We start from the raw sequence: 23918 nt of genomic DNA, 5'->3' as shown, positions 1-23918 counted from the left end.
CCCATGTCCGACCTGCTCCGCGCCCCCGCCGAGATCAAGTACGCCGAGGAACTCGACTGGCTCGAGTCGATCGACGACAACCCCAAGCCGTTCTCCTGGCGCCTCTCCCCGAAGATGGTCCGCCTGTTCATCCTCGGCTCCGAGCGCGCCGACGGCCTGGACCGGCAGGTGACGCAGAAGTGGTTCGGCGACCGCAGCTTCGTCGAGCGCTCCATCGTCACCCTCGCCTCCGACCGCGGTCTGCTCCTCATCGGCGACCCCGGCACCGGCAAGAGCTGGCTCGCCGAGCTCCTCTCGGCCGCGATCAGCCGCAACTCCACGCAGGTCGTCCAGGGAACCGCGGGCACCACCGAGGACCACATCAAGTACTCCTGGAACGTGTCCATGGTCATCGCCAAGGGCCAGTCCCGGGAGTCGATGATCCCCTCGCCGATCATGACCGCCATGGAGACCGGCACCATCGGTCGCTTCGAGGAGCTCACCCGCTCCACCAGCGACGTCCAGGACGCGCTCATCTCGATCCTCTCCGAGAAGTACATCTCGGTCCCCGAACTCGACAGCGCCGGCGGTGAGAACATCGTCTTCGCGAAGCCCGGCTTCTCGGTCATCGCCACCGCCAACAGCCGCGACCGCGGCGTCAACGACCTGTCCTCCGCGCTCAAGCGCCGGTTCAACTTCGTCCGCATCCCCGTCGTCACGAACAAGAAGAGCGAGGCGGAGATCGTCCGCTTCCGCACCGAGGAACTGCTGCGCCGGCACGCGATCGAGCTGGACGTGCCGCCGACCCTCCTCGACGTCCTCCTCCAGAGCTTCGCCGATCTGCGTGCCTCCGCCGCCGCGGCGGGCAGCGACGACGAGAAGCTGGAGTCCGCCCTCTCCACAGCCGAGCAGATCGGCGTCCTGGAGGACGCGGTCCTGCACAGCGACTTCTTCGGCGAACGCACCCTGACGGCCCGCGCCCTCGCTGCCTCGCTCGTCGGGACGCTCGCCCGGCGCGAGCCCGAGGACCTCGCCATCCTCAACAAGTACCTGCACGGAGTCGTCGAACCGCGCGGCAAGCAGGAGGGCGGCTCCTGGCCCGAGTTCCTGGAGGGCGGCCGCGACGCGATCGCCAAGCTGTCATGACCGGAACCCCCGAGACCGAGACCAACCCCGGGACCGAGACCAACCCCAGGACCGAGACCGCCCCCGAGGCTGGATCCCGCGCGGCGGGGGCCGGGTTCGCCGCGCTGCGCGGGCAACTCCATGACGCGGCAGCCCAGTTCGCCGGTGGCCAGGACGCCCTGGAGGAAATCCTCCTGGGCATGGTCGACGACGTCGACCGCGCCGCCGGCGAACCGCTGGAGATCTTCCCCGTCTGTCACCACTCGCCCGCCTCCGCCCTCGCCATGGCCCGACGGCTGCGCGAGAAGCGGCCCAAGGTCGTGTACCTCGAACTGTGCGAGGACATGGCGCCGCTCCTCACCGAACTGCGCAACTGCCGCCTGCCGGTCGCGGTGCAGGCCTTCGCGAGCGAGATCGACGGCTTCCCGCCCGACTGGGCCCCGCTGTCCGTCGTCGCCCCCGTCACCGAGGCGTCCGCCGAGTACCAGGCCATCGCCTACGCCCTCGACACGCCCGGCGTGGAACTGGTCCTCGTCGACCGCTCCTCCGACCACGTCTTCCAGTGGGACGTCCGGCACGAACAGCCGGAGGAGCCGTCCACCGAACCGGCGGACCCGTCCGCCGAGCCCGTGGACCCGTCCACCGAACCCGAGGCCGCCCTGCACGGCGAGGCCGTCGGCGTCGAGATCGGCGACCTGCGGCCACGCTTCGCCGAACTGGAGGAGCACCTGCTGCGCCACGGCAAGGTGCGGCACTGGTCGGAGTGGTGGCACCAGTACGTCGAGGTCCCGCTCGGCGACAGCGACCACGACACCTACCGCCAGGTCATGTTCCTCATCGGCAGCCTGTTCCGGCGCCTCGCCCCCGGCAGGGGGGAGCGCGTCCGGGTCGACGAGGACCGCGAGCGCCACATGTGGACCCGGATGCGCGAGCACCTCGCCGAGACCGGCACCGACCCCGCGGACTGCCTCTACGTGTGCGGCGCCTTCCACGCGGCCAGTCGCGTCGAGGAGTTCGGCGTGCACGGCGCCGGAGACTTCGTCATCTCCCCGCGTACCGCGACGACCTGGCAGTACGGGCTGATCCCGTCCAGCCACGCGGCGATCGAGGCGCAGTTCGGCCTGGCCCCCGGCTCCGTGTCGATCGCCGCCACGGAGTGGGCCAAGAACCTCACGCGCACCAGGGTCGAGCCGTACCGACTGGAGGGGCAGGCCGGCGCCAGGAAGACACGCCCGGCGAAGAAGGCGGCGAAGACCGCCGCGCCCACGTCCGCGCCCGGCCCCACGTCCACACCCGGCCCCGCGCTCACGGAGGACCGGCTCTCCGGCTTCCTCCGGCAGCCCCCTGCCCTGCACACCCTGGACGAGGCCGAACTGCTCGGCTGGTCCGTGGACATCGTCCGCGCCGCCCGCCGCAGCGGCTATCTCGCCTCCACCGCCGACGCGATCGCCGTCTTCGAGACGTCGATCCTGCTCGCAGCCATGCGTGACCGGGCCAAGCCCACGCCGTACGACTTCCAGGACGCGGCGGTCACCTGCATCGAGAAGGACACCGTCCCCGGCCGGCGGGACGTGCGCCGGCTCGTCGAGATCATGATGGGCGGCGACCGGATCGGCCAGGTCGGCTACGACGCCCTGCCGCCGCTCGCCCGTGACGTCCACGACCGGCTGGCGCCGCTGGCACTGAACCTCCAGCAGCGCGGCGTACGCCGAGCCCTGCTCGACATGGCCTCACGCCCGGAGCTGCGGGCCTGCTCCGACGTCCTGTGGATGCTGCGCCGCCTCCTTCCACCGGGCGCGGCACGCACGGTGATGGGAGAGCGCCGGCTCGGCGAGCGGTCGATCCAGGAGTCGTGGGACCTGTCGCTCGGCACCCACCAGCGGGCGCTCATCGAACTCGGCTACGAGGGCGTCAGCCTGGAGCAGGTCCTCGAGCAGCGCCTGCGCCGCACCGCCTACGGGCCCCGGGCCACGACGGCGGAGGTCCTCGCGGCCGTCGAGGACGCGACCCTCCACCTCGGCGGCAGACGCCTCGCCGACGAGCTCGGCACCCGCGCCCTCGAGGTCCTGGCGTCCGAGCGCACCGTGGACGGGGCTCCCGAGGTACTGCGCCGGGTGCGCGGCCTGCTGGCGTACTACCGCACCGGCGAACCGGTGCTGCCGCCGTGGATCGAGTCCTTCGTCAGGACCGGGTACGCCCACTACTGCACGCTGCTCCCGACGGCGTTCCGCGACGAGGACGCGACCGTGGGGCAGGTGGCGGCGATGCTGGGCTTCCTGTTCAGCATGGAGAGCCTGGCCCTGTCCCTGGGCTGCGACAGGACGCAGCTGGAGCTCGCGGTGGCGCAGTCGCACCCGGGGGACCAGGCGAAGACGGCACTGCTCTGGGCCGCGCAGGTCCAGCTCGGCACCCTCTCCCGCGGCGAGCTGCGCGCCCGCTGCGACGAACTCCTCGCCCACCCCCTCGTGGTGCCGTCCTACCCGCGTTACCTCAGCGGGTTCGTGCACGCGCTCGAGCCCGTGCCGGGCCTCGCGGACGTCGTGGTGGAAGCCGTGTCGAACGCCTTCGGGCGGCTGCCGGACGACGTGCTGCTGCCGTGGCTGCCGACGCTCATCACCACCCTCCGGTCGAACGCGGCGGAGCTGGCCCCCCTGCTCATCCGGGAAGCGGGCCGCGTCTTCCCTGCGCGCCTCGCGGCCCTGGACGCCTGGATCCCGCCGTGGCGCGTACCCCCCGAGGACGAGCTGCTCCCGCGGGCCGCCGCACCGCGCGGTGCGGCCCTGCTCCCGGCGCACCCGGAGACGTGCGACGCGCTGGCCGGACTCCTGGGCGTCACGGACCCTTGGGACCCGTCGGACGGGCGGGACACCGATCCGACGGGTGCGGCGCTGCTCTTCACCCACCCGGCGGCCTGTGACGCGGCGGCGGACCTCCTGGGGATCGGCGATCCATGGGAGCCGGCCGCGTCGGCAGCCGGCTCCCCGGGCCTGACGGCCCGCCACCCCGCCACCGCCCACGCGGTCGCGGCGCTCCTCACGAGCCCGTGACGCGCACCGGCCGCCGCGTCGTGAAGACGTCGGCGGCCGGTGTGGGCAGGGGGCCGGGACGAGGATCAGTCGTCCAGGGCGTCCAGGACGGTCCCGAGGTCGACGAACTTGAAGTTGGTCGCGGGCCGGTCGCCGTCGCCCGGGGCGTCGTGGCCGTCCTGCACGACGAGGAGGCCGTTCGGGTAGGCGGAGCCGAGCGGGGCGTTCAGCGCGGCGGCGCCGTCGCACTCCTCGGAGCCGTCGAGGGCGCCGCTCGCGGGCGCGACCCGGAAGCCGCCCTCGTACTCGTTGTCGTCCGCGAGCTCCCGGTCGTAGCCGGCGAAGGTGTTGTCGCCCTGGCTGGAGGCGAGGAGGTACCCGTCGCCGTCGGGCTCGGTGACCAGCGTCAGGCCCTCGACGTCGGCGGAGAGCTTCGTGCCGCCGTAGCCGGGGTCGGCGCCCGGCGTGCACTCCTCGGTCTCCTCGTCGTAGACCCCGGGAACGCCGTACTCACGGACGGTGTCGACCAGCTTCGGGGTGCCGGTGAGGTCGGCGCGCAGACGCCAGATGCCGATGTCCTCCTGGCCGGCGTAGAGGGTGCCGTCGGCGGGGTCGACGACCATGCCCTCGACCTGGGGCAGCTCGCCGGGCTCGCCGCAGGGCGACCACGACGTGCCGTCGGGCAGCCGGAACGTGGAGGGCAGGTCCAGGGTGCGGACCGTGCGGTAGGTGACCTTGCCACCGGCGGCCGGGAGCAGTTCGAGCAGCGCGATACTGGTCCGCTCACGGCGGCTGACCAGGGCGAAGCTCTTGCCGGTTGCCCGGTCCGTCCAGGTCGCGAGGCCGTAGGCGGTGCGCTGGTCGTTGATCTCGGCCTGGTCCCGGGAGAACACGGGCGGCGCGGCCGGGTCGGTGACGTCGGTCAGCGGGCCGCCGGGGCGGTCGCGGTCGATGCGGTAGAACCGCAGCCGGTCGTGGCCGCGGTCGCTGGTGACGGCCAGGTCGGCCCGGCCGGAGGAGAGCCGCAGCCCCTGCACGAGGTCCACGTTGTTGAAGCGGCCAGGGGCGTCGTCCTCGCCCGCGGCGGGGGGCGCGGCTATCGACTGCACCGGCCGCGCGTCCAGGTCGTAGACGCGCAGACCGCCCTCCTTGGCGGTCGCGATGACGAGGCTGCGGCCGGGGGCGGCGGCGTTGCGCCAGATGGCGGGGTCGTCCGCGTCGGCGTTGCCGCCCGCGTCGTCGTCGTGGAGCACGGGTGTCTCCGCGCGGGGCGTCACGGCCGGCAGCGAGGTGCCGGAGGCACGGTGGTCGGCCCGGGCCGGAACGGCGAGGGCCGCTGCCGCGAGCGCCGTGGCCACGGCCAGTACGAGCGGCCGGGCGGTGGTGGAGCGATTCACACGACTCTCCTCTGCAGGGGGTGGTTGGTCCTGCGTGAGCGTGGTCCCCCTCGGTGTCCGTCCGGCGGCCGCCGGACGGCCGGCAACCCCGGGCCCAGGTGTACGTGTGATGAACCACCGTGCGGTCCGCGTCGCATGTCGCGGGGTGTGAGGAACTACGGCGCGGTCCGGGTCGCGTGTCGCGGGAGGTGTGATGAACCACCGTGCGGTCCGCGTCGCGTGTCGCGGACCGCACAGTGTGCCCGTCGGCGGTCAGGCGGGGTTCTTCACGTCCGCCAGGTAGGTGGCGCCCCCGAGGCAGTCGCGCATCTCGTAGCGGGGCGCGACGGCCCCGGTCCAGCGCAGGAACCCGGTCGATCCGGTCGCGGCCGGCATGTCGATGAACCGGCACCCGTCGTACAGCACCTTGCCGGCCGTGGTCGCGGTGGCCCCGGTCGTCACCTGGTGCGAGCCCATCAGGCCGCAGTCCTCGTAACGGACCATCGGGCCCCGGGAACCGTTCGCCTGGAAGTCGTACACGTGCGTGACGGCGTTCGGAGCCCAGGACTTGAAGCTCAGGGCGGTGTCGTCGCACGACACGAAGGTGATGCTTCCCTTGTACCAGCGGGAGTCGATCACCTTGTGGCCGACGCCGCGCAGCTCGAACCGGATGCCCTGCGCGTACAGACGCGTGACGGAGTCGGCACGGGTGGTCGCGTCGGCGGTGAGCTGGAAGAACGTGCCGGTCGACGCGGGGTCGGTGAGGATGTAGGAGCCGCCGGTGAAGTTCATGGAGCCGCCCCGGTTGTTCTTCACGAACACCCCGGACTGGTACTCCACCTTGCAGTCGCGGAACCAGTAGTTGAGGAACTGGTCCTGCTGCGTCGCCGCCGGGGTCATTCCCATGACGAGGAAGGCGTCGGAGTAGGAGCCGCCGACCTGGCAGTGGTCCCAGCCCATCTCGCTGTTCAGGTTGGACGTGGTGGCCGGGCCGTCCAGGCCGATGCCCCGCTTCCAGCTGCCGCGCCACTCGACGTCGGTGTACCAGGTGTCCTGGACGCCGTACTCGGCCGAGGAGTACGCGTAGTTGAAGCTCGACGTGGCGTTGGTGCTGGTGAAGGTGAGCCCGGAGATCCGGATGTTCTTGTAGCGCTGGTAGTTGGTCCAGAGCGTGGTGTCGTCCGCCGTCGGCGCGTACACGATCCGGGACAGCCGCTTGCCGTAGCCGGTGATGGACACGCCGTCGACGATGCCGCCGTTGCCCTCGCCGTCGATGTTCGGCAGCAGTGAGTCCGGCTGGGTCAGGAGGTAGGTGCCGGGCGGGATGACCAGGACCTTCCTGGGAATCGCGCCGGAGATCGGGCCGGGCTGGAACGAGGCGAGCACCTCGGCGGCGGCCGCCCGGAACGCGGCGTCGCTGGCGGTGGCACCGGTCGGGTCGGCACCCTTGCTGATGACGTCGACGCTGTACGGGTCGTCCCCGGAACCCGCCGCGTACGCCGGCCCGCTCCCCGTCACCAGGGCCCCCGCCGTGGCGCCGGCTCCGGCGGTGGCCAGGCCTCTGATGACGGAACGGCGGTCCATACCTCTGGTCAACTCTGCCCCCAACGTAATGATCTTGAGAAAGACAGGTCATCCGACCATGCCGGGGAGGTCAACGCAAGACGAGAGGGGGGGTGCGGACCTTCCTCGGCCCGGGAACGCGGACGACCCGTGGGCCTGGTCCCGTCCGCTCGAGTTCGGACGGGAGCCGGCCGGATAACCGGCGGCCCACGGGTCGGGTGACTGCGTGGTTTTCGGCAGGTGGCCTGCCGAGGTGCACAGAGTGCGACGGCAGGCCGTTAGCCCGCAGTCACCTCACGAATCCGAAAAGAAACCATTTCTCGGATCACCTCCTTTCAGCGTGTGCCCACAGCCTAGGAAAGCCGGGGACGGCGCTCAACCCATTTATTCGGGCTGTTTCTCCGGGGCGTCAGCCGAGTTCCGCCGCCACCAGGGCGGCCGCGTCGGCCACCAGCGCGTCGACGGGTGCCGCGTCCTCCTCGAAGCGCGTCGTCATCACGGCCAGCAGGATCGGGCCGCCGCCCGGCGGCCACGCGACACCGGCGTCGTTGTTGCCGCCGTACCGGCCGCCGCCCGTCTTGTCGGCGAGGATCCAGTCGGCCGGCAGGCCCTTGCGGAACCGCTCGCCGCTGGTGGTGTTGGCGAGCATCCAGTCGGTGAGCCGTTCCCGGTCCTGGTGCGGCAGCGCGTCGCCGAGCACGAGCCGCCCGTAGGTCCGGCCGATGGCTCGGGGCGTGCTGGTGTCGGTCTTCCGCCAGGGCTCCCCGGAGTTCAGCTCGGGCTCCCAGCGGTCGAGCCGCGTCCTGCCGTCGCCGATCGACCGGGCGAACCGCGTGACCGCCGTCGGGCCGCCCAGCTCGCGGAGCAGCAGGTTCGCGGCGGTGTTGTCGCTGTGGCGCAGGGTGGCGTCACAGAGCTCGGCGACGGTCATCCCGTGGGCGACGTTCTCGGGCAGCCCGGTCTTGGGGGAGTAGCCCGACCGATCGACGTACGCCTGGGTGTAGTGGAGGCGACGGGCCAGGAACGTGCCGTCGTGATCGAGGTCGCGCAGGACGGCAGCGACGGCGAGGGTCTTGAAGAGCGAGCACATCGGGAAGCGTTCGTCGGCTCGGTACGCCACCGAGGCCCCGGACCGCACGTCGTGGGCGAACACGCCCAGCCGGGCGGAGTGCCGCTGCTCCAGCTCCCTCAGCCGCGCGACGATGCTCTCCCCACCGGGCGAGGAGGCGTACGCGGTCCCTCCGAGCGGCAACGCGGACGCGAGTGCGGCACCGGCGCCGAGGGCGAGTGCGGTGCGGCGGGACGGGGTGAGACCAGAGACGGACAACGTGTTTCCCTTTCCGGAGTGATCACTGCACAGGGAAACACGCCCCGGGATCCCGGGCGGTTGCGACACCGCTCACCTGCTCACGGGCTCACCGCTCACCGTTACGGCTGACCCGCTCACCGCTCACCCGTCCCCGTCCACCCGCTCACTCGCCCGTCCGGCGTCCTTCGAAGGGCCAGGCCTCGATGTCCCGGTACCGGATGGGCCCCGGGCCCCGGCCGAAATCGCTGCCGACGAGGTGGAGGCGTTCGGCCGGCCAACGGCGTCCGGTGAAGCCGGCCAGGCCCGCGGCGACGTCGAGGACGCTGGACGGATCGTCGCGGCGGGCGCGGGCCAGCGTCAGATGGGGGCGCAGCGGCCGGTCCTCCAGGGCGACACCGCACTCCCCGACCACGGCCCGGACGTCGGCCGCGAGCGCGTGAAGCCCTTCCAGGTCTCCGTCGATCCCGCTCCACAGCACCCGCTCGTCGAAGTGCCCGCCGCCGCGCAGCGCCAGGTCGACCGGCCGGTGTGCCGCCGCGAGGTCCGCGAGCGGCGGACGCAGCAGCGGAACGGTCCCGACGGGGAGCTCGCCGAGGAACGCCAGCGTGATGTGCCAGTCCTCGATGCGGTTCCACCGCATCCGCGGGTAGGTGGCGTACGCGGTGTCCAGTGCCCGCGCGAGCTCGTCCTTCGCCTCGTCGGGCGGGGCGAGGGCGATGAAGAGGCGCACGGTCGAGGCACGGTCGCCGTCGTCCCCTTCGGGCTTCGTTCCCCGGCCGCGTGTCTGAGTCATCTGCCGTTCCCCGCTCGCCGTACGTCCGGCGTCCCTCGATCCGCTTCCCACGACCCGCGTCCCACCGGACCCGACGCCGCTCCCCGGCCCCGCCCCGCCCCTCGGCATCGACAAGCCGATCGCCGTCGGAGCCCGGCGCCGGTGGCCGTTCCGAGGTGAGGGTACGCGGTGCCCGGCACCGGCACGAAGCTGTGCCCGGTCCGGCCCGCCCGGGCGAGCGGGACCCGGCACCGGCACGAAGCTGTGCGCTGCTCTCCGTACACCCACGATTCCGTACGCTCACGATTCCGTACGCCCACGATGACGGAGGTTCGTCCCCCCCCGTGGCGGGGGCGAGTCACTCCCTGTCCTGCCCGATCCCCGCCGCGCCGTCCGTACCGGCCGCCTCCGCCGCCGCCAGCCACGCCTCGGCGATGACGCGGTGACCGAGCGGGCTCGGATGGACCCCGTCGGGGGCGAGGGCGGCCGCGCCGTGCACCCCGGCGGCGCGCGACAGGGCCAGGTCCGTGCGGACGACCGTCGCGCCGTGGGCGGTGGCGGTCCGTACGACGGCCTCGGTACGCGGGGCGAGGTCCTCGTACCAGGTCTGCTGCCCGGGCCCCACGGGAAGCAGGAACGGCGTCATGACGAACAGACGTGGGGCGCCCCTCCGCTCGCCGGGGGCAGGAGCGAGGGTGCCGGTGAGAAGGCGGTCGAGGCAGGCCTCGAACTCCGGCACCGGACTGAGCAGACCACGGTCGTACCGGCGCCAGGTGTCGTTGATGCCGATGAGGACCGTCACCACCGAGGGGGCGAGACCGAGGACATCGGCGGTCCAGCGCGCCTCCAGGTCGCGGGCGCGGTTGCCGTCGAGGCCCGTGTTGACGACCGTCGCCGACGCGGGCAGCGCCTCGGCGATCATCCGCACGTACCCCTCGCCGAGAGACATCGGGTCCTCGCGGTCACGGCCGGAGGCGGTCACGGAGTCGCCGGTGAAGACCAGCCGCTCGCTTTGGGTGAACCGCACGTACGTACTCTCCTCAGGCCTGTCGGAACGTGTGACGCATGGTGCCGAGCCCCTCGATGCCGCACTCGACCACATCGCCGTCGCGCAGGTACGGCCGGGACTCGGGACGGCCGAGGGCGACACCGGCCGGGGTACCGGTGTTGATGACGTCCCCGGGGTGGAGCACCATGAAGCGGCTCAGGTAGCGGATGATCGCGGCGACGGGGAACACCATGTCCGCGGTCGAACCGTGCTGACGCTCCGTTCCGTTCACCGACAGCCGGAGCGCGAGTTTCTGCGGGTCGGGGAGCTCGTCCGGTGTGACGAGCCAGGGGCCGAGCGGGTTGAACGTCTCACAGCTCTTGCCCTTGTCCCACTGGCCGCCGCGCTCCAGCTGGAACTCCCGCTCGGAGACGTCGTGCGAGACCGCGTATCCGGCGACGCACGCGAGCGCGTCCTCGTCGCTCCGCAGATAGCGGGCGGTCCTGCCGATCACCACGGCCAACTCGACCTCGTAGTCGGTCTTGGCGCTGCCCCGGGGGATCAGCACCTCGTCGTACGGGCCCACGACCGTCCACGGGTCCTTCATGAACACCACCGGCTCGGAGGGCAGGTCCACCCCCGTCTCCTCCGCGTGGTCCCGGTAGTTGAGGCCGATGCACACCACCTTCCCGGGCCGCGCCACCGGCGCGCCGACGCGTACCTGGTCGGGGCCGCGGTCGCCGGGCGCGTCCAGGGCGGGCAGGGCTCCCTCGGTCACGGCTCGGCCGAGGCGGTCGAGCACGCCGTCGGAGAGGGACCGGTGGTCGATGTCGTCGGCGATGCCGGAGGCGTCGAGAAGTCCGCCCGACCCGTCCAGGACCGCGAGGCGTTCCGCCCCGGCCTCACCCACTCGCAGCACACGCACCCTGGCCGTCCTTCGCCGTAGAAGTGGTGGAGTCATCCCCCGAGACATCGGATGTCTCGGCCCTGGGAATGCAACCAACAGAGCCGCGCTTTGTCCAGCCGTTCGGCGGATTCCCGTCGGCCGTCGTCACCGTTCTCCCGTGCGAGGGATGGTCAGCACCCGTCATCGGAGCACCCGTCGCCGGGCTCGGGGCGAGGTTGACCGGGCGTGGGGGCAGTCGGCTACGGGTGAGGGTCTCGGTCATCGCTTCCCGGTGTCATCGGATGTATCGTGTGGCGCGCCGACCGACGCAGGGCGGACGCGGACGGCCGGCGAGCGCCGACAACGCCCGCCCCCAGGAGGCCGATCCGATGGCAGCTGAGACGACGACGCCCCATGCCCTGCTGGTCATGGAGGAAGAGCGCAGAGCCGATGTCTACCCCGCGCACGTCCTCGCGGACATCGGGCATCTGGTGCGCTGGCGCGCCCCGGCGCTCACCCGCGACGCTCTCCTGCGCGATCCCGGAGTACTGGAAGGGGTCGACGTCCTGCTCACCGGCTGGGGAGCCCCGGTGCTCGACGCGGACCTGCTGGCCCACGCCCCGGACCTGTCCGCGGTCATGGTGGCGGCCGGCTCGGTGCGGCACCTGACGACCCCCGCGTTCTGGGCCCGCGGCGTCCCCATCGTCTCCGCGGCCCGGGCCAACGCCGTCCCGGTCGCCGAGTTCAGCCTGGCCCAGATCCTGCTCGGTCTGAAGCAGGTCCACCGCCTCGGCCGTGAGGCGGCCGAGGCTCGCCGCTTCCCGCACGACCCCCGGGTCCCAGGGGCCTACGGCTCACGTGTGGGCCTGCTCGGCCTCGGCGAGATCGGCCGGCTCGTGGCGGAGCACCTGCGGCACTTCGACGTCGAGGTGCTGGCCTGCGACCCCGTGGTCGAGCCGGCCGCCGCCCGCGAGCTGGATGTCCGGCTGGTCGCCATCGAGGTGCTGTTCGCATCGAGCGACGTCGTGAGCGTCCACGCGCCTCTGCTGCCCGAGACCGAGGGGCTCGTCGGCGCGCGGCTGATGTCGCTCCTGCCCGAGGGTGCCACGCTCGTCAACACCGCGCGTGGTGCCGTACTGGACGAGCCGGAGGTGATCGGTGTGCTCCGCGACAGGCCCGACCTCACCGCCGTGCTCGACGTGACCTGGCCCGAGCCGCCAGACCCCGGGTCGCCGCTGTTCACCCTGCCGAACGTCCTCCTCACCCCGCACATCGCCGGCGCCATGGGCGGGGAGCGCGCCCGCCTGGGCGAGCTCGTCCGCGACGAACTGCGCCGACTGGTCCGCGGGGAGCCCCTGCGGCACGCCGTCGAACCGGCGAGGGCCGCGACCAGGGCGTGACGCGGGAGCGCGGTCAGCATGGCTTGATTGTCGAGCCCTCACGATTCCCAGACCGATGAGACATCGGATCTTTCTTGGGGGCTTCGATCATGATCGTGCGGGAGCGCTCCCGCGGCCGAGGTGAAGCGCTTCACCTGCGATCCCCTTTCCATACAGCTCAAGGGGGTGATGAGCGAGACGGTCCACGCCCCAGGTGAGACACCCTCCCACGCGTCAACTCTTTTCAGTCATCGGACTATTGACCCCCGATCGGCCGAGGGTTAGCGTCCCCGGCAAGCGCTTACAGGCCAGCTGCCGAAGGCGGCGAACAGGAGTGGTCATGCAGAGAACGCGTTGGATCGGTGCGGGACTTCTCGCCTCCGCGCTGGCCCTGACGAGCTGTACGTCGGGCCCCGCGGGAGTGGACGCGAAGCAGGACTCCACGGCGGAGCTGGAGCTGTGGACCAGGACCACGCCCGGCGGCCCCGGCGAGAAGGCGACGCTGAGACTCGTCGCGGGCTTCGAGAAGGCCACCGGGCACAAGGTGAAGGTCACCGCGATCTTCGACGACTTCGAGACGAAGCTCCAGCAGCGCGCCGCCCAGCGGAACCTGCCCGACATCGTCATGAACGATGTCACCCAGCTCGGCGCGATGCACAGTCAGGGGCTGCTCAGGGAGATCGACCTGAGCGCGATCAAGAACAGCGAGGACCTCGTCGAACAGGGCCTGAACTCCGGCAAGAGCGTCGACGGCAAGCAGTACGGCATCCCCTACTCCGCCCAGGCCGGCGCCCTCCTCATCCGCAAGGACTGGCGCGAGAAGCTGAAGCTGCGGACCCCCCGGAGCTGGGACGACCTCGCCGCCATGGCCGACGCCTTCACCACCCGCGACCCCGACGGCAACGGCCGACAGGACACCTACGGCCTCGCCGCCCCGCTCTCCACCAAGCGGGGCTACGCCTCTTGGTACTTCTCCAACTTCCTCTGGGCCGCAGGCGGCGACTTCATCACCGAGGCGGGCCGCGGGACGTACAAGCCGTCGATGTCCGGCAAGGAGTCGACGGAGGCCGTGCGCTGGTTCCGCGCACTCGGCTGTGACCGGAAGGTCATCCAGCCCGGCGCCGTCACCATGGACACCCCGCCGACGAACGAGACGTTCGAGGCGGGCAGGACCGGCATGTTCGTCGTCGGCCCCTACCTCATGCCCCGCTTCGACAAGTCGCTCGGCAAGGAGAAGTACGAGGTCGTCCCCATGCCCAAGGGGCCGAAGGACGCCACCGTTCTCGCCGAGGGCGGCACCGTCTACCTGATGGCCGGTTCGGAGAACCGCGCCGGGCAGGACGCCTTCGCGGGCTACGCCATCTCCGCCGAGGGCCAGAAGCTCGGCATGGAGGGCGAGGACGGCTCCACCGTCCAGCTGCCCGTCAACAAGACGGTGGACATCGCCGAGGTACGGCCCGACCCGCGCTGGAAGACGTACGCCGAGGTCTACCGCGCCTCCGGTCGCTACGCGCCCTCCATCCCCAACTGGACCCCGGTGCGCCAGGCCACGGCCGAGACCGTCAACGCGCTGATGGCGGACTGCTCCCTGGACACCGGTGAGAAGCTGCGCGAGCTCGACAAGAAGCTCGCCGCCCTCCTCCAGGAGCAGGGAATCGCCGGATGACGAGCGTCGAGCAGGTGACGTCGGCCGCTCGCGCGGCGGCCGGCTCCACCCCGCGCGCCGAGCCGGGCGCCCCGGCTCGACGACCGGAAGGGCCGCCCGTCTCCCGCCGGGTGCGGAACCGCCGTGGGGGCAGGTGGTGGACGCCGTGGCTGTTCCTCGCGCCGGCCCTGCTCCTCTTCCTCTGCTTCAAGTTCATCCCCATGGCCGGCGCGCTGACCATGTCCTTCCAGGACGTCCAGCCCTACCTCGGCAACCGGTGGGTCGGCGGCGAGAACTACGCCACGGTCCTCTCGTCGGACGGCTTCCGCGAGGCCGCCTGGCACACGCTCGTCCTCGCCCTCGGCCAGACCGCCGGATCGATGCTGCTCGGCCTCGCGCTGGCGCTGCTCATGGAAGGACAGGGACGCCGGCTCGGCTTCGTACGCTCGGCGGCGTTCCTCCCGGTCGTCGTGCCGATCGCTGTCGTCGCCGAACTCTGGCGGATCATGTACCACCCCACCGGGGACGGCATGCTCAACTCCCTCCTCGGCCTGGTGGGCCTCGGTCCGTCGGGGTTCATCAACGATCCCGACACCTCCATGGCCTCCCTCGTGCTCACCGGCATCTGGCGGGGAGCGCCCTACGACATGATGATCTTCCTGGCCGGTCTCGCCGGCGTGGACCGAGGACTGTACGAGGCCGCCAAGGTCGACGGGGCGTCGAGGTTCCAGCGCATCCGCCACGTCACGATCCCCGGTCTCCGCGCCGTGCTGACCATCCTGTTCATCCTCGCGGCCATCCGGGGCCTGCGCGTCTTCACCGAGGTCTTCCTGCTCACCAACGGCGGCCCCGACGGCTCCACCGAGGTCGTCATGACCGTGATCTACAAGCTGGGCCTCGAACAGAACCGGCTCGGCGTCGGCGCGGCCGGAGCGGTCCTGCTGTTCCTTGCGACGCTGCTCCTGACGGTCTGCGTCCACCTGTTCCGACGGAGGGGTAACGAATGAGCGCGCCGACCGAGACCGCGCTGGGGCTGACCGAGAGCCGGAGCGCCGGCGGCCGCGCCCTGAAGGCCGCCACGTACCTCCTGGTCCTTCTGGTCTTCGCCGGGCCTCTCCTCGCCCTCCTCGTCAGCGCGTTCAACCACGTCAAGGACCCGACGCAGCTCAGCGTCATCCCGTCCGAGCCCACCCTGGACAACTTCACGATCGCCTTCGACCAGGGCGTCCTGACGTACCTCCTCAACTCGTTCTTCGTCGTCGGGTTCGGACTGCTGCTCCAGGTGGCCGTCTCCGTCCTCGCGGGCTACGCCCTGGCGAGGAAGCGGTTCCAGGGGATGACGCTGGCGTTCGTCGCGATCCTGGCGACGCTGATGCTGCCGGAGGAGATCCTGGCCATCCCGCTCTCCGTGATCCTCGCCGACCTGCCGGTCGTCCACATCAACCTGATCGGCTCGCTCGCCGGCATGATCGTGCCCGTGGGCGCCTGGGCGTTCTCCATCCTCGTCATGACCGAGTTCATGAAGGAGGTGCCCAGGGAACTGGAGGAGGCCGCCCGTATCGACGGCGCCGGAGACCTGCGGATCTTCGCCCAGATCATCCTCCCGATGTGCAGGCCCGCGCTCGGCGTCATCGGCGTCTTCGGCTTCACCATGATCTGGGACCAGTACCTGCTGCCCCTGCTCGTGGCCACCGACTCCTCCTCGTACACCCTGCCGCTGGCCCTGCGGACCCTGCGGGTCGACCCGCTCGTCACCCCCGGCGTGGTGATGGCCGCGTCCCTGCTCGCCCTGCTTCCCTCGGTCGTCGTCTTCCTCTTCTTCCAGCGCTCCTTCGTCCACGGCCTGTCCAGCGGCGCCCTCAAGGGCTGAACAGGCACCGGTTCCGCCGCCCACCGATCCCGACGCCCAGGAACGATGCCCCATGACCACCTCCTCCCGAGCCGACCACGCGCCGAAGCCGGTGCCGAAGCCCGCGCCCCGGCCCGCGCCGGTTCCCCCGACCTCGCCCCAGGAGAACCGGGTACCGGACACCGCCTGGTTCACCCACGACCGCTTCGGCATGTTCGTCCACTGGGGCCTGTACTCCCTCGCCGCGCGCCACGAGTGGGTCAAGAACAGGGAGAAGCTCACCGACGAGCAGTACCAGGTGTACTTCGACCACTTCGACCCCGACCGCTACGACCCGCTCCAGTGGGCCAGGACGGCCAAGGCCGCCGGCATGCGGTACGTCGTCCTCACCACCAAGCACCATGACGGCTTCTGCCTGTGGGACAGCCGGCTCACCGAGTACAAAGTCACCCGCACCCCCCACGGCCGCGACCTCGTCGGGCCGTTCGTCGACGCCTGCCGCGCCGAGGGCCTCAAGGTCGGCTTCTACCACTCCCTCATCGACTGGCACCACCCGTCGTTCCCCGTCGACGGCACCCACCCGCAGCGCGACGACGAGGAGTTCAAGGCCGCGGCCGCCGACCGGGACATCCGCGACTACCAGCGCCATCTGCACGGCCAGGTCCGCGAATTGCTCACCGGCTACGGACGGATCGACTACCTCTTCTTCGACTTCTCCTACGCCGGCCGCGCCTGGTGGGGCGGCAAGGGCGCCGACGACTGGGACGCCCCCCGGCTCATGGCGATGGTCCGCGAGCTTCAGCCGCACATCCTCGTCAACGACCGGGCCGGCCTCCCCGGGGACTTCGTCACCCCCGAGCAGTACCAGCCCTCCGCCCCCATGACCGTCGACGGCCGGCCGGTCCTCTGGGAGGCCTGCCAGACGCTCAACGGCAGCTGGGGATACGACCGCGACAACCTCGACCACAAAAGCCCCGACCTGCTCATCCGCATGCTCGTCGACGGCGTCTCCAAGGGCGGCAACCTCCTGCTCAACGTCGGCCCCAACGGCCGCGGCGAACTCGACCCCCGCGACACCGCCGCCCTCGCGGAGATCGGCCGCTGGACCGGCCTGCACGAACGGTCCGTACGCGGCTGCGGCCCCTCCCCGTTCACCCCGCCCGCCGACTGCCGGTACACCCAGCGCGGCGACCGCCTCTACGTCCACCTCTTCGCCTGGCCGCTGCGCCACCTCCACCTGCCGGGCCTCGAAGGACGGGTGCGCTACGCCCAGCTCCTGAACGACGCCTCGGAGATCGTCCAGGTCCCGCCCGCCACCGGCCCGGCGATGAACACACAGATGGGCGGCCAGCCGCCCGGCACCCTCACCCTCCAGCTCCCGGTACGGCGCCCCGACACCCCCGTACCCGTCATCGAGCTCCACCTGAACTGAGCACCGCCACCCCGCCCGACCCGGCACCACCCCGACCGAACACGGAGGGCACCATGCAACGACGCACGTTCCTCACCGGCACCGCCGCAGGGGCGGCGGCCGCCGCTCTGCCGCTGACCGTCCCGGCGTTCGCGGACACCACCCACGGCACCCCCGCGCGCCGGCTCGGCCCCACCGTCGACGTCGGCACCCTGGACGAACTCCAGAAGGCCATCGACACGGCCCGCCCCGGCACCCGCATCGTCGTCGCGGACGGCGACTACACCGTCCCCGCGGGCAAACCCCTCACCGTGCGCGGCAAGCACGGCACCCGGAGCGAGCCCATCACGCTCGTGGCCGCGTCACGGGGCGGCGTCGTGCTGCACGGCGAACGGAGCTTCGTCCTCGACGACTCCAGCGACCTCACGGTGAGCGGCTTCTCCTTCCGCCAGCGCACCACCCTGGAGATCCCGCCGACCTGCTCCCGCATCCGGCTCACCCGCAACGACTTCCAGCTCGCCGACATCGAGGGCCTGCACTGGGTCATGGTGCGCGCCGACGACACCGTCATCGACCGCAACCACTTCCACGGCAAGACCACCCTCGGCATCTACCTGGGCATCGAGGGCGCGGGCGGCGAAGCCATGGCCCAACGCGTGCACATCCACCGGAACCACTTCTCCGACCACTCCTTCGCCGGCTCCAACGGCGGCGAACCGATCCGCCTCGGCGTCAGCCCCCGCGCCCTGTCCAGCGCGCACGCGGTCGTCGAGTACAACCTGTTCGAGCGCGCCGACGGCGACCCCGAGGCCATCTCCGTGAAGAGCTCCGACAACGTCATCCGGCACAACACCATCCGGAACAGCCTCGGCGGCATCGTGCTGCGCCACGGCAACCGCACCCGGGTCGACAGCAACTACCTGATCGGCGGCGAGGAAGGAGTACGGATCTACGGCAACGACCACGTCGTCGTCAACAACTACATCGAGGGCCTCTCCGGCCGTGCGATGGTCATCGGCAGCGGTACGGCACGCGACCACCTCCCCGGGGAACCGGCCGCCGACCGGCGAGGGAACGACGCGGCCGACCGCGTCCTCATCGCCCACAACACGCTCCTGGACAACGCGGGCGCGCTCTCCGGCGAGAGCCACCGTCCGCACGAGCCCCGCGACGTCACCATCGCCGACAACCTGCTGGTCGGCAGCACCGGCACGCTGGTCGAGATGGCGCACACGGTCCGCTTCGTCTGGCAGGGCAACATCCTGTTCGGGGCCGCGGCCGACGGCAACATCCCCGCCGGCGGGTTCACCAGGGCCGACCCCCGGCTGGTCCGCGGCCCCGACGGAGTGCGCCGGCTGTCCCGTACGAGCCGGGCGATCGATGCCGCCACCCTGCGCCGTCCGCCGGTCACCCATGACATCGACGGCGATCCGCGCGGCAGCCGGCGGGACGTCGGCGCCGACGAGTACGCCACGACTCCTCCGAGGCACCGGCCCCTGACACCGGCGGACGTGGGCCCCCACGCCCGCTGACCGCCCGCCCCACCAGCCCCGGTGAGCGGCCGCCACCCTGCAGTAGGGTGGCGGCCGACAGACACATCCGATGAATTTCGCCGCGCACAGGAGGACGCCTTGGCAGTGACGGACGAGGCGATCGGGAAGATCAAGGAGATGATCGTCTCCGGTGCGCTGCGCCCGGGCGACCGACTGCCCAAGGAGGCCGACCTCGCCGCAGGCCTCGGCCTCTCGCGCAACTCCCTGCGGGAGGCGGTCAAGGCCCTGTCCCTGCTGAACATCCTGGACGTGCGGCAGGGGGACGGGACGTACGTCTCCAGCCTCGAACCGCCCCTGCTGCTCGAAGCGGTGTCGTTCGTCCTGGACTTCCACCAGGACGACCAGGCGCTCCAGGCCCTGAAGGTACGGGGCATCCTGGAGCCCGCCGCGACGGCGCTCGCGGCGCAGCGGATCGACGAGGACGAGATCCGGGAGCTCGGCGCACTCCTGGACCGGCTCGGTGACGAGCCGAGTCTCGAGGAACTCGTCGCCAGCGACCTGGAGTTCCACCGCAGGATCGCGGCGGCGTCCGGGATCCCGCTGCTCTGCTCGCTCCTCGACAGCATCTCCGGGGCCACCGTACGGGCCCGGCTGTGGCGGGGCATCACCGAGGAGACGGCCGTGGCCAGGACCCTGTCCGAGCACCGGGCGATCCTGGACGCGCTCGCCGCGCGCGACGCCCGTACCGCGGAGGCCTGGGCGACGATCCACATCTCCAACGTGGTCCGCTGGCTCGACAGCGTGCTGTGAGGCTCCGCGCGCACTGACCGCCCGCGGTCCCCGGGCCGGGTGGCGTCCGGGGACCGTGACATGCCGCGGAGCTCGTTCCCCTGCGTCCTGCGTCCTGCGTCCTGCGTCCTGCGTCCTGCGTCCTGCATCGGCGTCGGCATTCGGCATTCGGCATTCGGAGTCCTGCGTCCTGTGACCGGTCCGGATACGGAGACCGGTGGTTCTGCCGATGCCCGCGCGCCGCGCCGCGCCGACAGTGACCGGGCCAGTCCAGGACGCGCCGCCCGCCGGTTCCGCCGGAGGCCGGCCGTCACACGACACGAGAGGACGACTCCGTCGTGAAACGACACCTCGCCGCGGCCGCCACCGCCACCGCAGCCTGCCTCACCCTGCTCGCCACCCCCGGCGTCAGCGCCGCCGGCACCGCCGCCAACCCCTACGAGCGTGGCCCCGCACCCACCCAGTCGAGCATCGAGGCGCTGCGCGGCCCCTACGCCGTCTCCCAGACCAGCGTCTCCTCCCTCGCCGCCGGCGGCTTCGGCGGCGGCACCATCTACTACCCGACGACCACGAGCGACGGGACGTTCGGCGCGGTGGTGATCTCACCGGGCTTCACCGCCTACGAGTCCTCGATCGCCTGGCTGGGGCCGCGCCTGGCATCCCAGGGCTTCGTGGTGTTCACCATCGACACCCTCACCACCCTCGACCAGCCGGACAGCCGCGGACGCCAGCTCCTGGCCGCGCTCGACCACCTCACCCAGCGCAGCTCCGTGCGGGGCAGGGTCGACGCGTCCCGCCTCGGCGTGATGGGCCACTCCATGGGCGGCGGGGGATCCCTCGAAGCCGCCAAGAGCCGGCCCTCGTTGAAGGCCGCGATCCCCCTGACCGGGTGGAACACGGACAAGACCTGGCCCGAGATCGCCACCCCCACCCTGGTCATCGGCGCGGACGGCGACACGGTCGCCCCTGTCGCCAGCCACTCGGAGCCCTTCTACGAGAGCCTGCCCAGCTCCCTCGACAAGGCGTACCTGGAGCTGAACGGCGCCACGCACTTCACCCCGAACACCTCGAACACCACGATCGCCAAGTACAGCGTCTCCTGGCTCAAGCGCTTCATCGACGACGACACCCGCTACGAGCAGTTCCTCTGCCCGCTGCCCCGCCCCAGTCTGACGATCGAGGAGTACCGGGGCACCTGCCCGCTCGGTTCCTGACAGGGGACGGCGGGCACGCTCTGTGCGCCGTCACAGGACACGGCTCCCGGGTCTGGGCCTCTGCCCACGCCCCCGCCCGGGAGCCTTCCTCCCTTCCCTACGGGTCGGTAACGTGCCTGTCGTGAGCGGAGCGACCCACGCCGCCGCCCCCGGCCCGCGGCTCTACGACCGTACGGCCGAACTCGCCGCGCTGGCACGGCTCTCGGCCCGGGCCGCCGGCGGAACGGGCGGCGTCCTGTTCGTCACCGGTGACCCCGGCGAGGGCCGTACCGCCCTCCTCGCGCGAGCGGCCCACGACTTCCCCGGCACCGCCCACCGGGTCGCCGCGCCCCCGCACCGGGGCCCGTGGAGCGGAGTACGGGGTCTGTGCGCCGCCCTCGCGCCCCACCCGTCCGGCGGGCGCCGCGCGCTGCGGCTCGCGCGGGGCGAGGCCGGTCTGGCCGCGGCCGTCGACGGCCTGACCGGCGGCCGTCCGGTACTCATCTGCCTCGACGACCTGCACCTCTGGGACGCCCACTCGCGTGCCGCGCTCACCACGGCCTGGCGGGGGACCGGCGGCCGGTCGGGCGGCACGGTGTGGCTCGTGTCGGCAGCCCGTCACCACCGGCTCCCCGACGTGCCGGAGGCGGAGACCGTACGGCTCGGGAGGCTCACCCGGGCCGGCGCGCGGGCCCTCCTGGACGACCTGTGCGCGGTGCCGCCCTCGGCCGGCGTGACGGAGCGGCTGCTCGACGAGGCGGCCGGACACCCCGGCGTACTCGCCTGCGCTGTACGGCGCCTCCGGTCCGTCACCGGCACCCGGGCCGCGGCCCCCTCCTCGCCCCTCGTCGACGGCGCCGTCCTCGCCGAGGTGTACGGCGGTCTCATGGACGGCCTCCCGGCGGACTCCCGCCGTCTGCTCGCGGTGGTGGCCCTGGCAGGCCGCACCGAAGCCGGCGATCGGCCCCGGGCGGCCGGGCCCGCACCGCTCCAGGCGTACGACCCTTCACCAGTCCAGCCGTACGACCCCTCACCGCTCCGGCCGGGCGAGGTCGCACCCCTCCAGGCGTACGACCCCGGCCGGACGAACGGACCAGGACCCCTCCAGGCGTACGACCCCGGCCGGACGAACGGACCAGGACCGCTCCAGGCGCACGAGCCCGCCGGGGCGCACGCGCCAGGCCCCTTCAAGGCGTACGAGGTCGACCTCGGCGCGGTGCTCGCCACCGCGCGGGTGACCCGTACCTCCGTCGAGCCGCTGGACGGTCTGGTCGCGGACGGACTGCTCTGCCGCCGTGGCGACGCGCTCCGCTTCGAGGACCCGTTCCTCGGCGGGGCGGCGCTCGCCGCCGCGCCCGCCTCCTGGCACGGGGGGCACCCGGGTGCCGGCCCGGCTCCCGCCCCCGTCAGGACCACGCCCGACGGCCCCGCCGTGCGGGTGGACCCCACGCTCGTCCGCGGCGAGGGGCACCGCGCCGACCGGCTCGGCCCGCCCGCCGCCGTTCGCGCCCTCGCCCCCGTGGTCCGTGGCCGCGCCCAGCTCGTCCGAGGTCTCGCGGCGCTCGCGGCCGGCCCGGTCATGGACGCGCACGAGGCGCTGCTCCAGGCGGCGGAGCTGCTGGGGGACCGTGCGCCGGCGGAGGCGTCGGACGCCCGGTTCCTCGCCATGGAGGCGGCGTGGGCGGGAGGCGACGTCGCCGCCTGCCTGGCCGCCCTCGACCCGGGCAAGGCCGCCCGGGGCACGGAACGCGACTTCGTCGAGGGGCTGCGGGCCGCGCTCGACGTACGGCTCGACCAGGCCCGTTCCTCCCTCGCGCGGGTGGTCGCGCGGGACGACGCGGAGGACGACCCGCGGCTGCTGCTGCGGGCGGGCTCGGCCGCGCTCGTGCTCGGCGACACCGCGGCGGCGTCCCGGGTCCACGCCCGGGCGCTCGCCCGCGCCGAGGCGGAGCACCGGACCGCCCTGGTGCCCAGGGTCCTGGAGCACCTCGCCTACGCAGAGCTCCGGGCCGGCTGGTACAGCAGGGCCGCGCGCACCGCGAGGGAGGGACTGCGGGCGGCCGAGCAGACCGGCCAGCACAACGTCGCCGCCCACCAGCACGCCGTCCTGGCCCTCGTGGCTTCCGTGTCCGGTGACGGGCACACCGTGACGGAACACGCGGGGCGGGCCCTCGACACGGCGCGCCCCCACGGCCTCGTCCAGGCGGCGACCCTCGCCGAATGGGCGCTGGCCCGGGACGAGTTCGGGCGCGGTCTCGCCGACCAGGCGACCGCGCGGCTGCTTCCGCTCGTCCGGCCGGGTCCCCGGAGCGGGCATTTCGCGCTGAGGATGCTGGTGGTCCCCTGTTTCGTGGAGGCGGCCGTCGTGGCCGGGCGGCGCGCGGAGGCGCGGGAAACGGCGGAGGAGTACGCCGTCTGGGCCGTCCAGGGCATCGACCGCACGGCACCGGCCCAACTGGCCCGCTGCCGGGCGCTCCTCGCGCAGGGCGAGGAGCCGGCGTACTGGTTCGGTGAGGCAGTCCGCCGCCACGACAGCTGCGGCAACGACTTCGAGCGCGCCCGGACCCTCCTCGCCTATGGCACGTGGCTGCGGCGCCGCCGGCGGCCCGGCGACGCGCGTGGTCCGCTGAGCGACGCCCTGGTCACCTTCGAACGGGCCGCGGCGGGCGGCTGGGCCGAGCACGCCCGCTCCGAACTGCGTGCCACCGGCGGCACCTCGGGCGGGGTCACGGACCCAGCGGCACTGGGGCGGCTGACGCCCCAGCAGCAGCGGATCGCCCGCCTCGTCGCCGGGGGCGCCACCAACCGGGAGGTCGCCGACCGCCTCACCCTCAGCCCCCGGACCGTGGACCACCACCTGCGGAGCGTCTTCGCCAGGCTGGGCATCCGCTCCCGGGTAGAGCTCCCCGGCGTGGTCGGGAGATGGGACGCCCACCCGGAAGCCCACCGTGAAGAAACATCCGATGTCTACTTGCCTCGGCTCTCGCGGGCGCCGTATCGTTCACGCTCAACAGGCCAATCACCCGATCTGTGCTGATGGTTGGGGCCACTCCGGGTGGGTCCGGCAGATGCCGCCGAACACCGAGCAGGCAGCCCAGGTGTGAAAGGAACCCCGTTGTCCACTGACATCACGCG

General features: G+C 72.4%; 17 protein-coding genes. 11 read left to right on the top strand and 6 right to left on the bottom strand.

Translation table 11 applies throughout. The features are described 5' to 3' along the window. Positions 1–3 precede the first annotated feature (3 nt). Positions 4–1125 (top strand): AAA family ATPase, encoded by a 1122-nt coding sequence (locus tag ACFVYX_RS22565; RefSeq protein WP_389683210.1) that lies wholly within the window; start codon positions 4–6, stop codon positions 1123–1125. Further along, entirely contained in the window at positions 1122–4151 is a 3030-nt protein-coding gene (locus ACFVYX_RS22560) for a hypothetical protein (protein ID WP_389683209.1), read from the top strand. Before ACFVYX_RS22565 ends, ACFVYX_RS22560 begins: the two co-directional genes overlap by 4 nt. Positions 4152–4216: 65 nt before the next feature. On the opposite strand, the gene ACFVYX_RS22555 is transcribed toward ACFVYX_RS22560, so the two are convergent. The 6 genes from ACFVYX_RS22555 to ACFVYX_RS22530 form a co-directional block, all read right to left on the bottom strand. Continuing rightward, positions 4217–5527 carry a phytase gene (locus tag ACFVYX_RS22555; RefSeq protein WP_389683208.1) on the bottom strand — a complete coding sequence of 437 codons (1311 nt, stop codon included), beginning with the start codon at positions 5525–5527 and terminating at the stop codon, positions 4217–4219. Between the two features lie 252 nt (positions 5528–5779). Then, positions 5780–7090: a hypothetical protein gene (locus ACFVYX_RS22550; protein ID WP_389683207.1), complete on the bottom strand. Its 1311-nt coding sequence runs from the start codon at positions 7088–7090 to the stop codon at positions 5780–5782. Positions 7091–7478: 388 nt separating this feature from the next. Further along, positions 7479–8396: a class A beta-lactamase gene (gene bla, locus ACFVYX_RS22545; RefSeq protein WP_389683206.1), complete on the bottom strand. Its 918-nt coding sequence runs from the start codon at positions 8394–8396 to the stop codon at positions 7479–7481. Positions 8397–8541: 145 nt separating this feature from the next. Further along, the gene (thpR, locus tag ACFVYX_RS22540) at positions 8542–9171 is read right to left on the bottom strand and encodes an RNA 2',3'-cyclic phosphodiesterase (RefSeq protein ID WP_389683205.1); all 630 of its coding nucleotides are present in this window, start codon (positions 9169–9171) and stop codon (positions 8542–8544) included. A gap of 337 nt (positions 9172–9508) precedes the next feature. After that, a complete protein-coding gene (locus ACFVYX_RS22535; RefSeq protein WP_389683204.1) occupies positions 9509–10177 on the bottom strand; it encodes a GDSL-type esterase/lipase family protein in 669 nt (222 codons plus the stop codon). A gap of 13 nt (positions 10178–10190) precedes the next feature. Next, on the bottom strand, positions 10191–11063 hold the full coding sequence (locus ACFVYX_RS22530) for a fumarylacetoacetate hydrolase family protein (RefSeq protein ID WP_389683203.1): 873 nt from the start codon (positions 11061–11063) through the stop codon (positions 10191–10193). Between the two features lie 350 nt (positions 11064–11413). Between ACFVYX_RS22530 and ACFVYX_RS22525 the strand changes: the two genes are divergently transcribed. From ACFVYX_RS22525 to ACFVYX_RS22485, 9 genes are all read left to right on the top strand, one after another. Further along, a complete protein-coding gene (locus ACFVYX_RS22525; protein ID WP_389683202.1) occupies positions 11414–12424 on the top strand; it encodes a hydroxyacid dehydrogenase in 1011 nt (336 codons plus the stop codon). Between the two features lie 319 nt (positions 12425–12743). Then, a complete protein-coding gene (locus ACFVYX_RS22520; RefSeq protein WP_389683201.1) occupies positions 12744–14069 on the top strand; it encodes an extracellular solute-binding protein in 1326 nt (441 codons plus the stop codon). Continuing rightward, positions 14066–15055: a carbohydrate ABC transporter permease gene (locus tag ACFVYX_RS22515; RefSeq protein ID WP_389683200.1), complete on the top strand. Its 990-nt coding sequence runs from the start codon at positions 14066–14068 to the stop codon at positions 15053–15055. The genes ACFVYX_RS22520 and ACFVYX_RS22515 overlap by 4 nt, the downstream gene beginning before the upstream one ends. Further along, positions 15052–15918, top strand: a complete 867-nt coding sequence (locus tag ACFVYX_RS22510) for a carbohydrate ABC transporter permease (protein ID WP_389683199.1) — start codon at positions 15052–15054, stop codon at positions 15916–15918. Before ACFVYX_RS22515 ends, ACFVYX_RS22510 begins: the two co-directional genes overlap by 4 nt. Positions 15919–15970: 52 nt before the next feature. Next, complete coding sequence (locus ACFVYX_RS22505; RefSeq protein WP_389683198.1) at positions 15971–17329, top strand: alpha-L-fucosidase; 1359 nt, start codon at positions 15971–15973, stop codon at positions 17327–17329. A 53-nt stretch (positions 17330–17382) separates the two neighbouring features. After that, positions 17383–18840 carry a polysaccharide lyase 6 family protein gene (locus ACFVYX_RS22500; RefSeq protein WP_389683197.1) on the top strand — a complete coding sequence of 486 codons (1458 nt, stop codon included), beginning with the start codon at positions 17383–17385 and terminating at the stop codon, positions 18838–18840. A 99-nt stretch (positions 18841–18939) separates the two neighbouring features. Beyond that, on the top strand, positions 18940–19611 hold the full coding sequence (locus ACFVYX_RS22495) for a FadR/GntR family transcriptional regulator (RefSeq protein WP_389683196.1): 672 nt from the start codon (positions 18940–18942) through the stop codon (positions 19609–19611). A 317-nt stretch (positions 19612–19928) separates the two neighbouring features. Next, positions 19929–20804 (top strand): alpha/beta hydrolase family protein, encoded by an 876-nt coding sequence (locus ACFVYX_RS22490; protein WP_389683195.1) that lies wholly within the window; start codon positions 19929–19931, stop codon positions 20802–20804. 121 nt (positions 20805–20925) lie between these two features. Further along, complete coding sequence (locus ACFVYX_RS22485; RefSeq protein ID WP_389683194.1) at positions 20926–23820, top strand: LuxR C-terminal-related transcriptional regulator; 2895 nt, start codon at positions 20926–20928, stop codon at positions 23818–23820. The last annotated feature ends 98 nt before the right edge of the window (positions 23821–23918 follow it).

Origin of the sequence: Streptomyces sp. NPDC058326 (assembly GCF_042879855.1) — a bacterium.
Lineage (GTDB): Bacteria > Actinomycetota > Actinomycetes > Streptomycetales > Streptomycetaceae > Streptomyces.
Note: the sequence above shows the minus strand (reverse complement) of the source record. Positions and strands in the feature narration are given on the sequence as shown.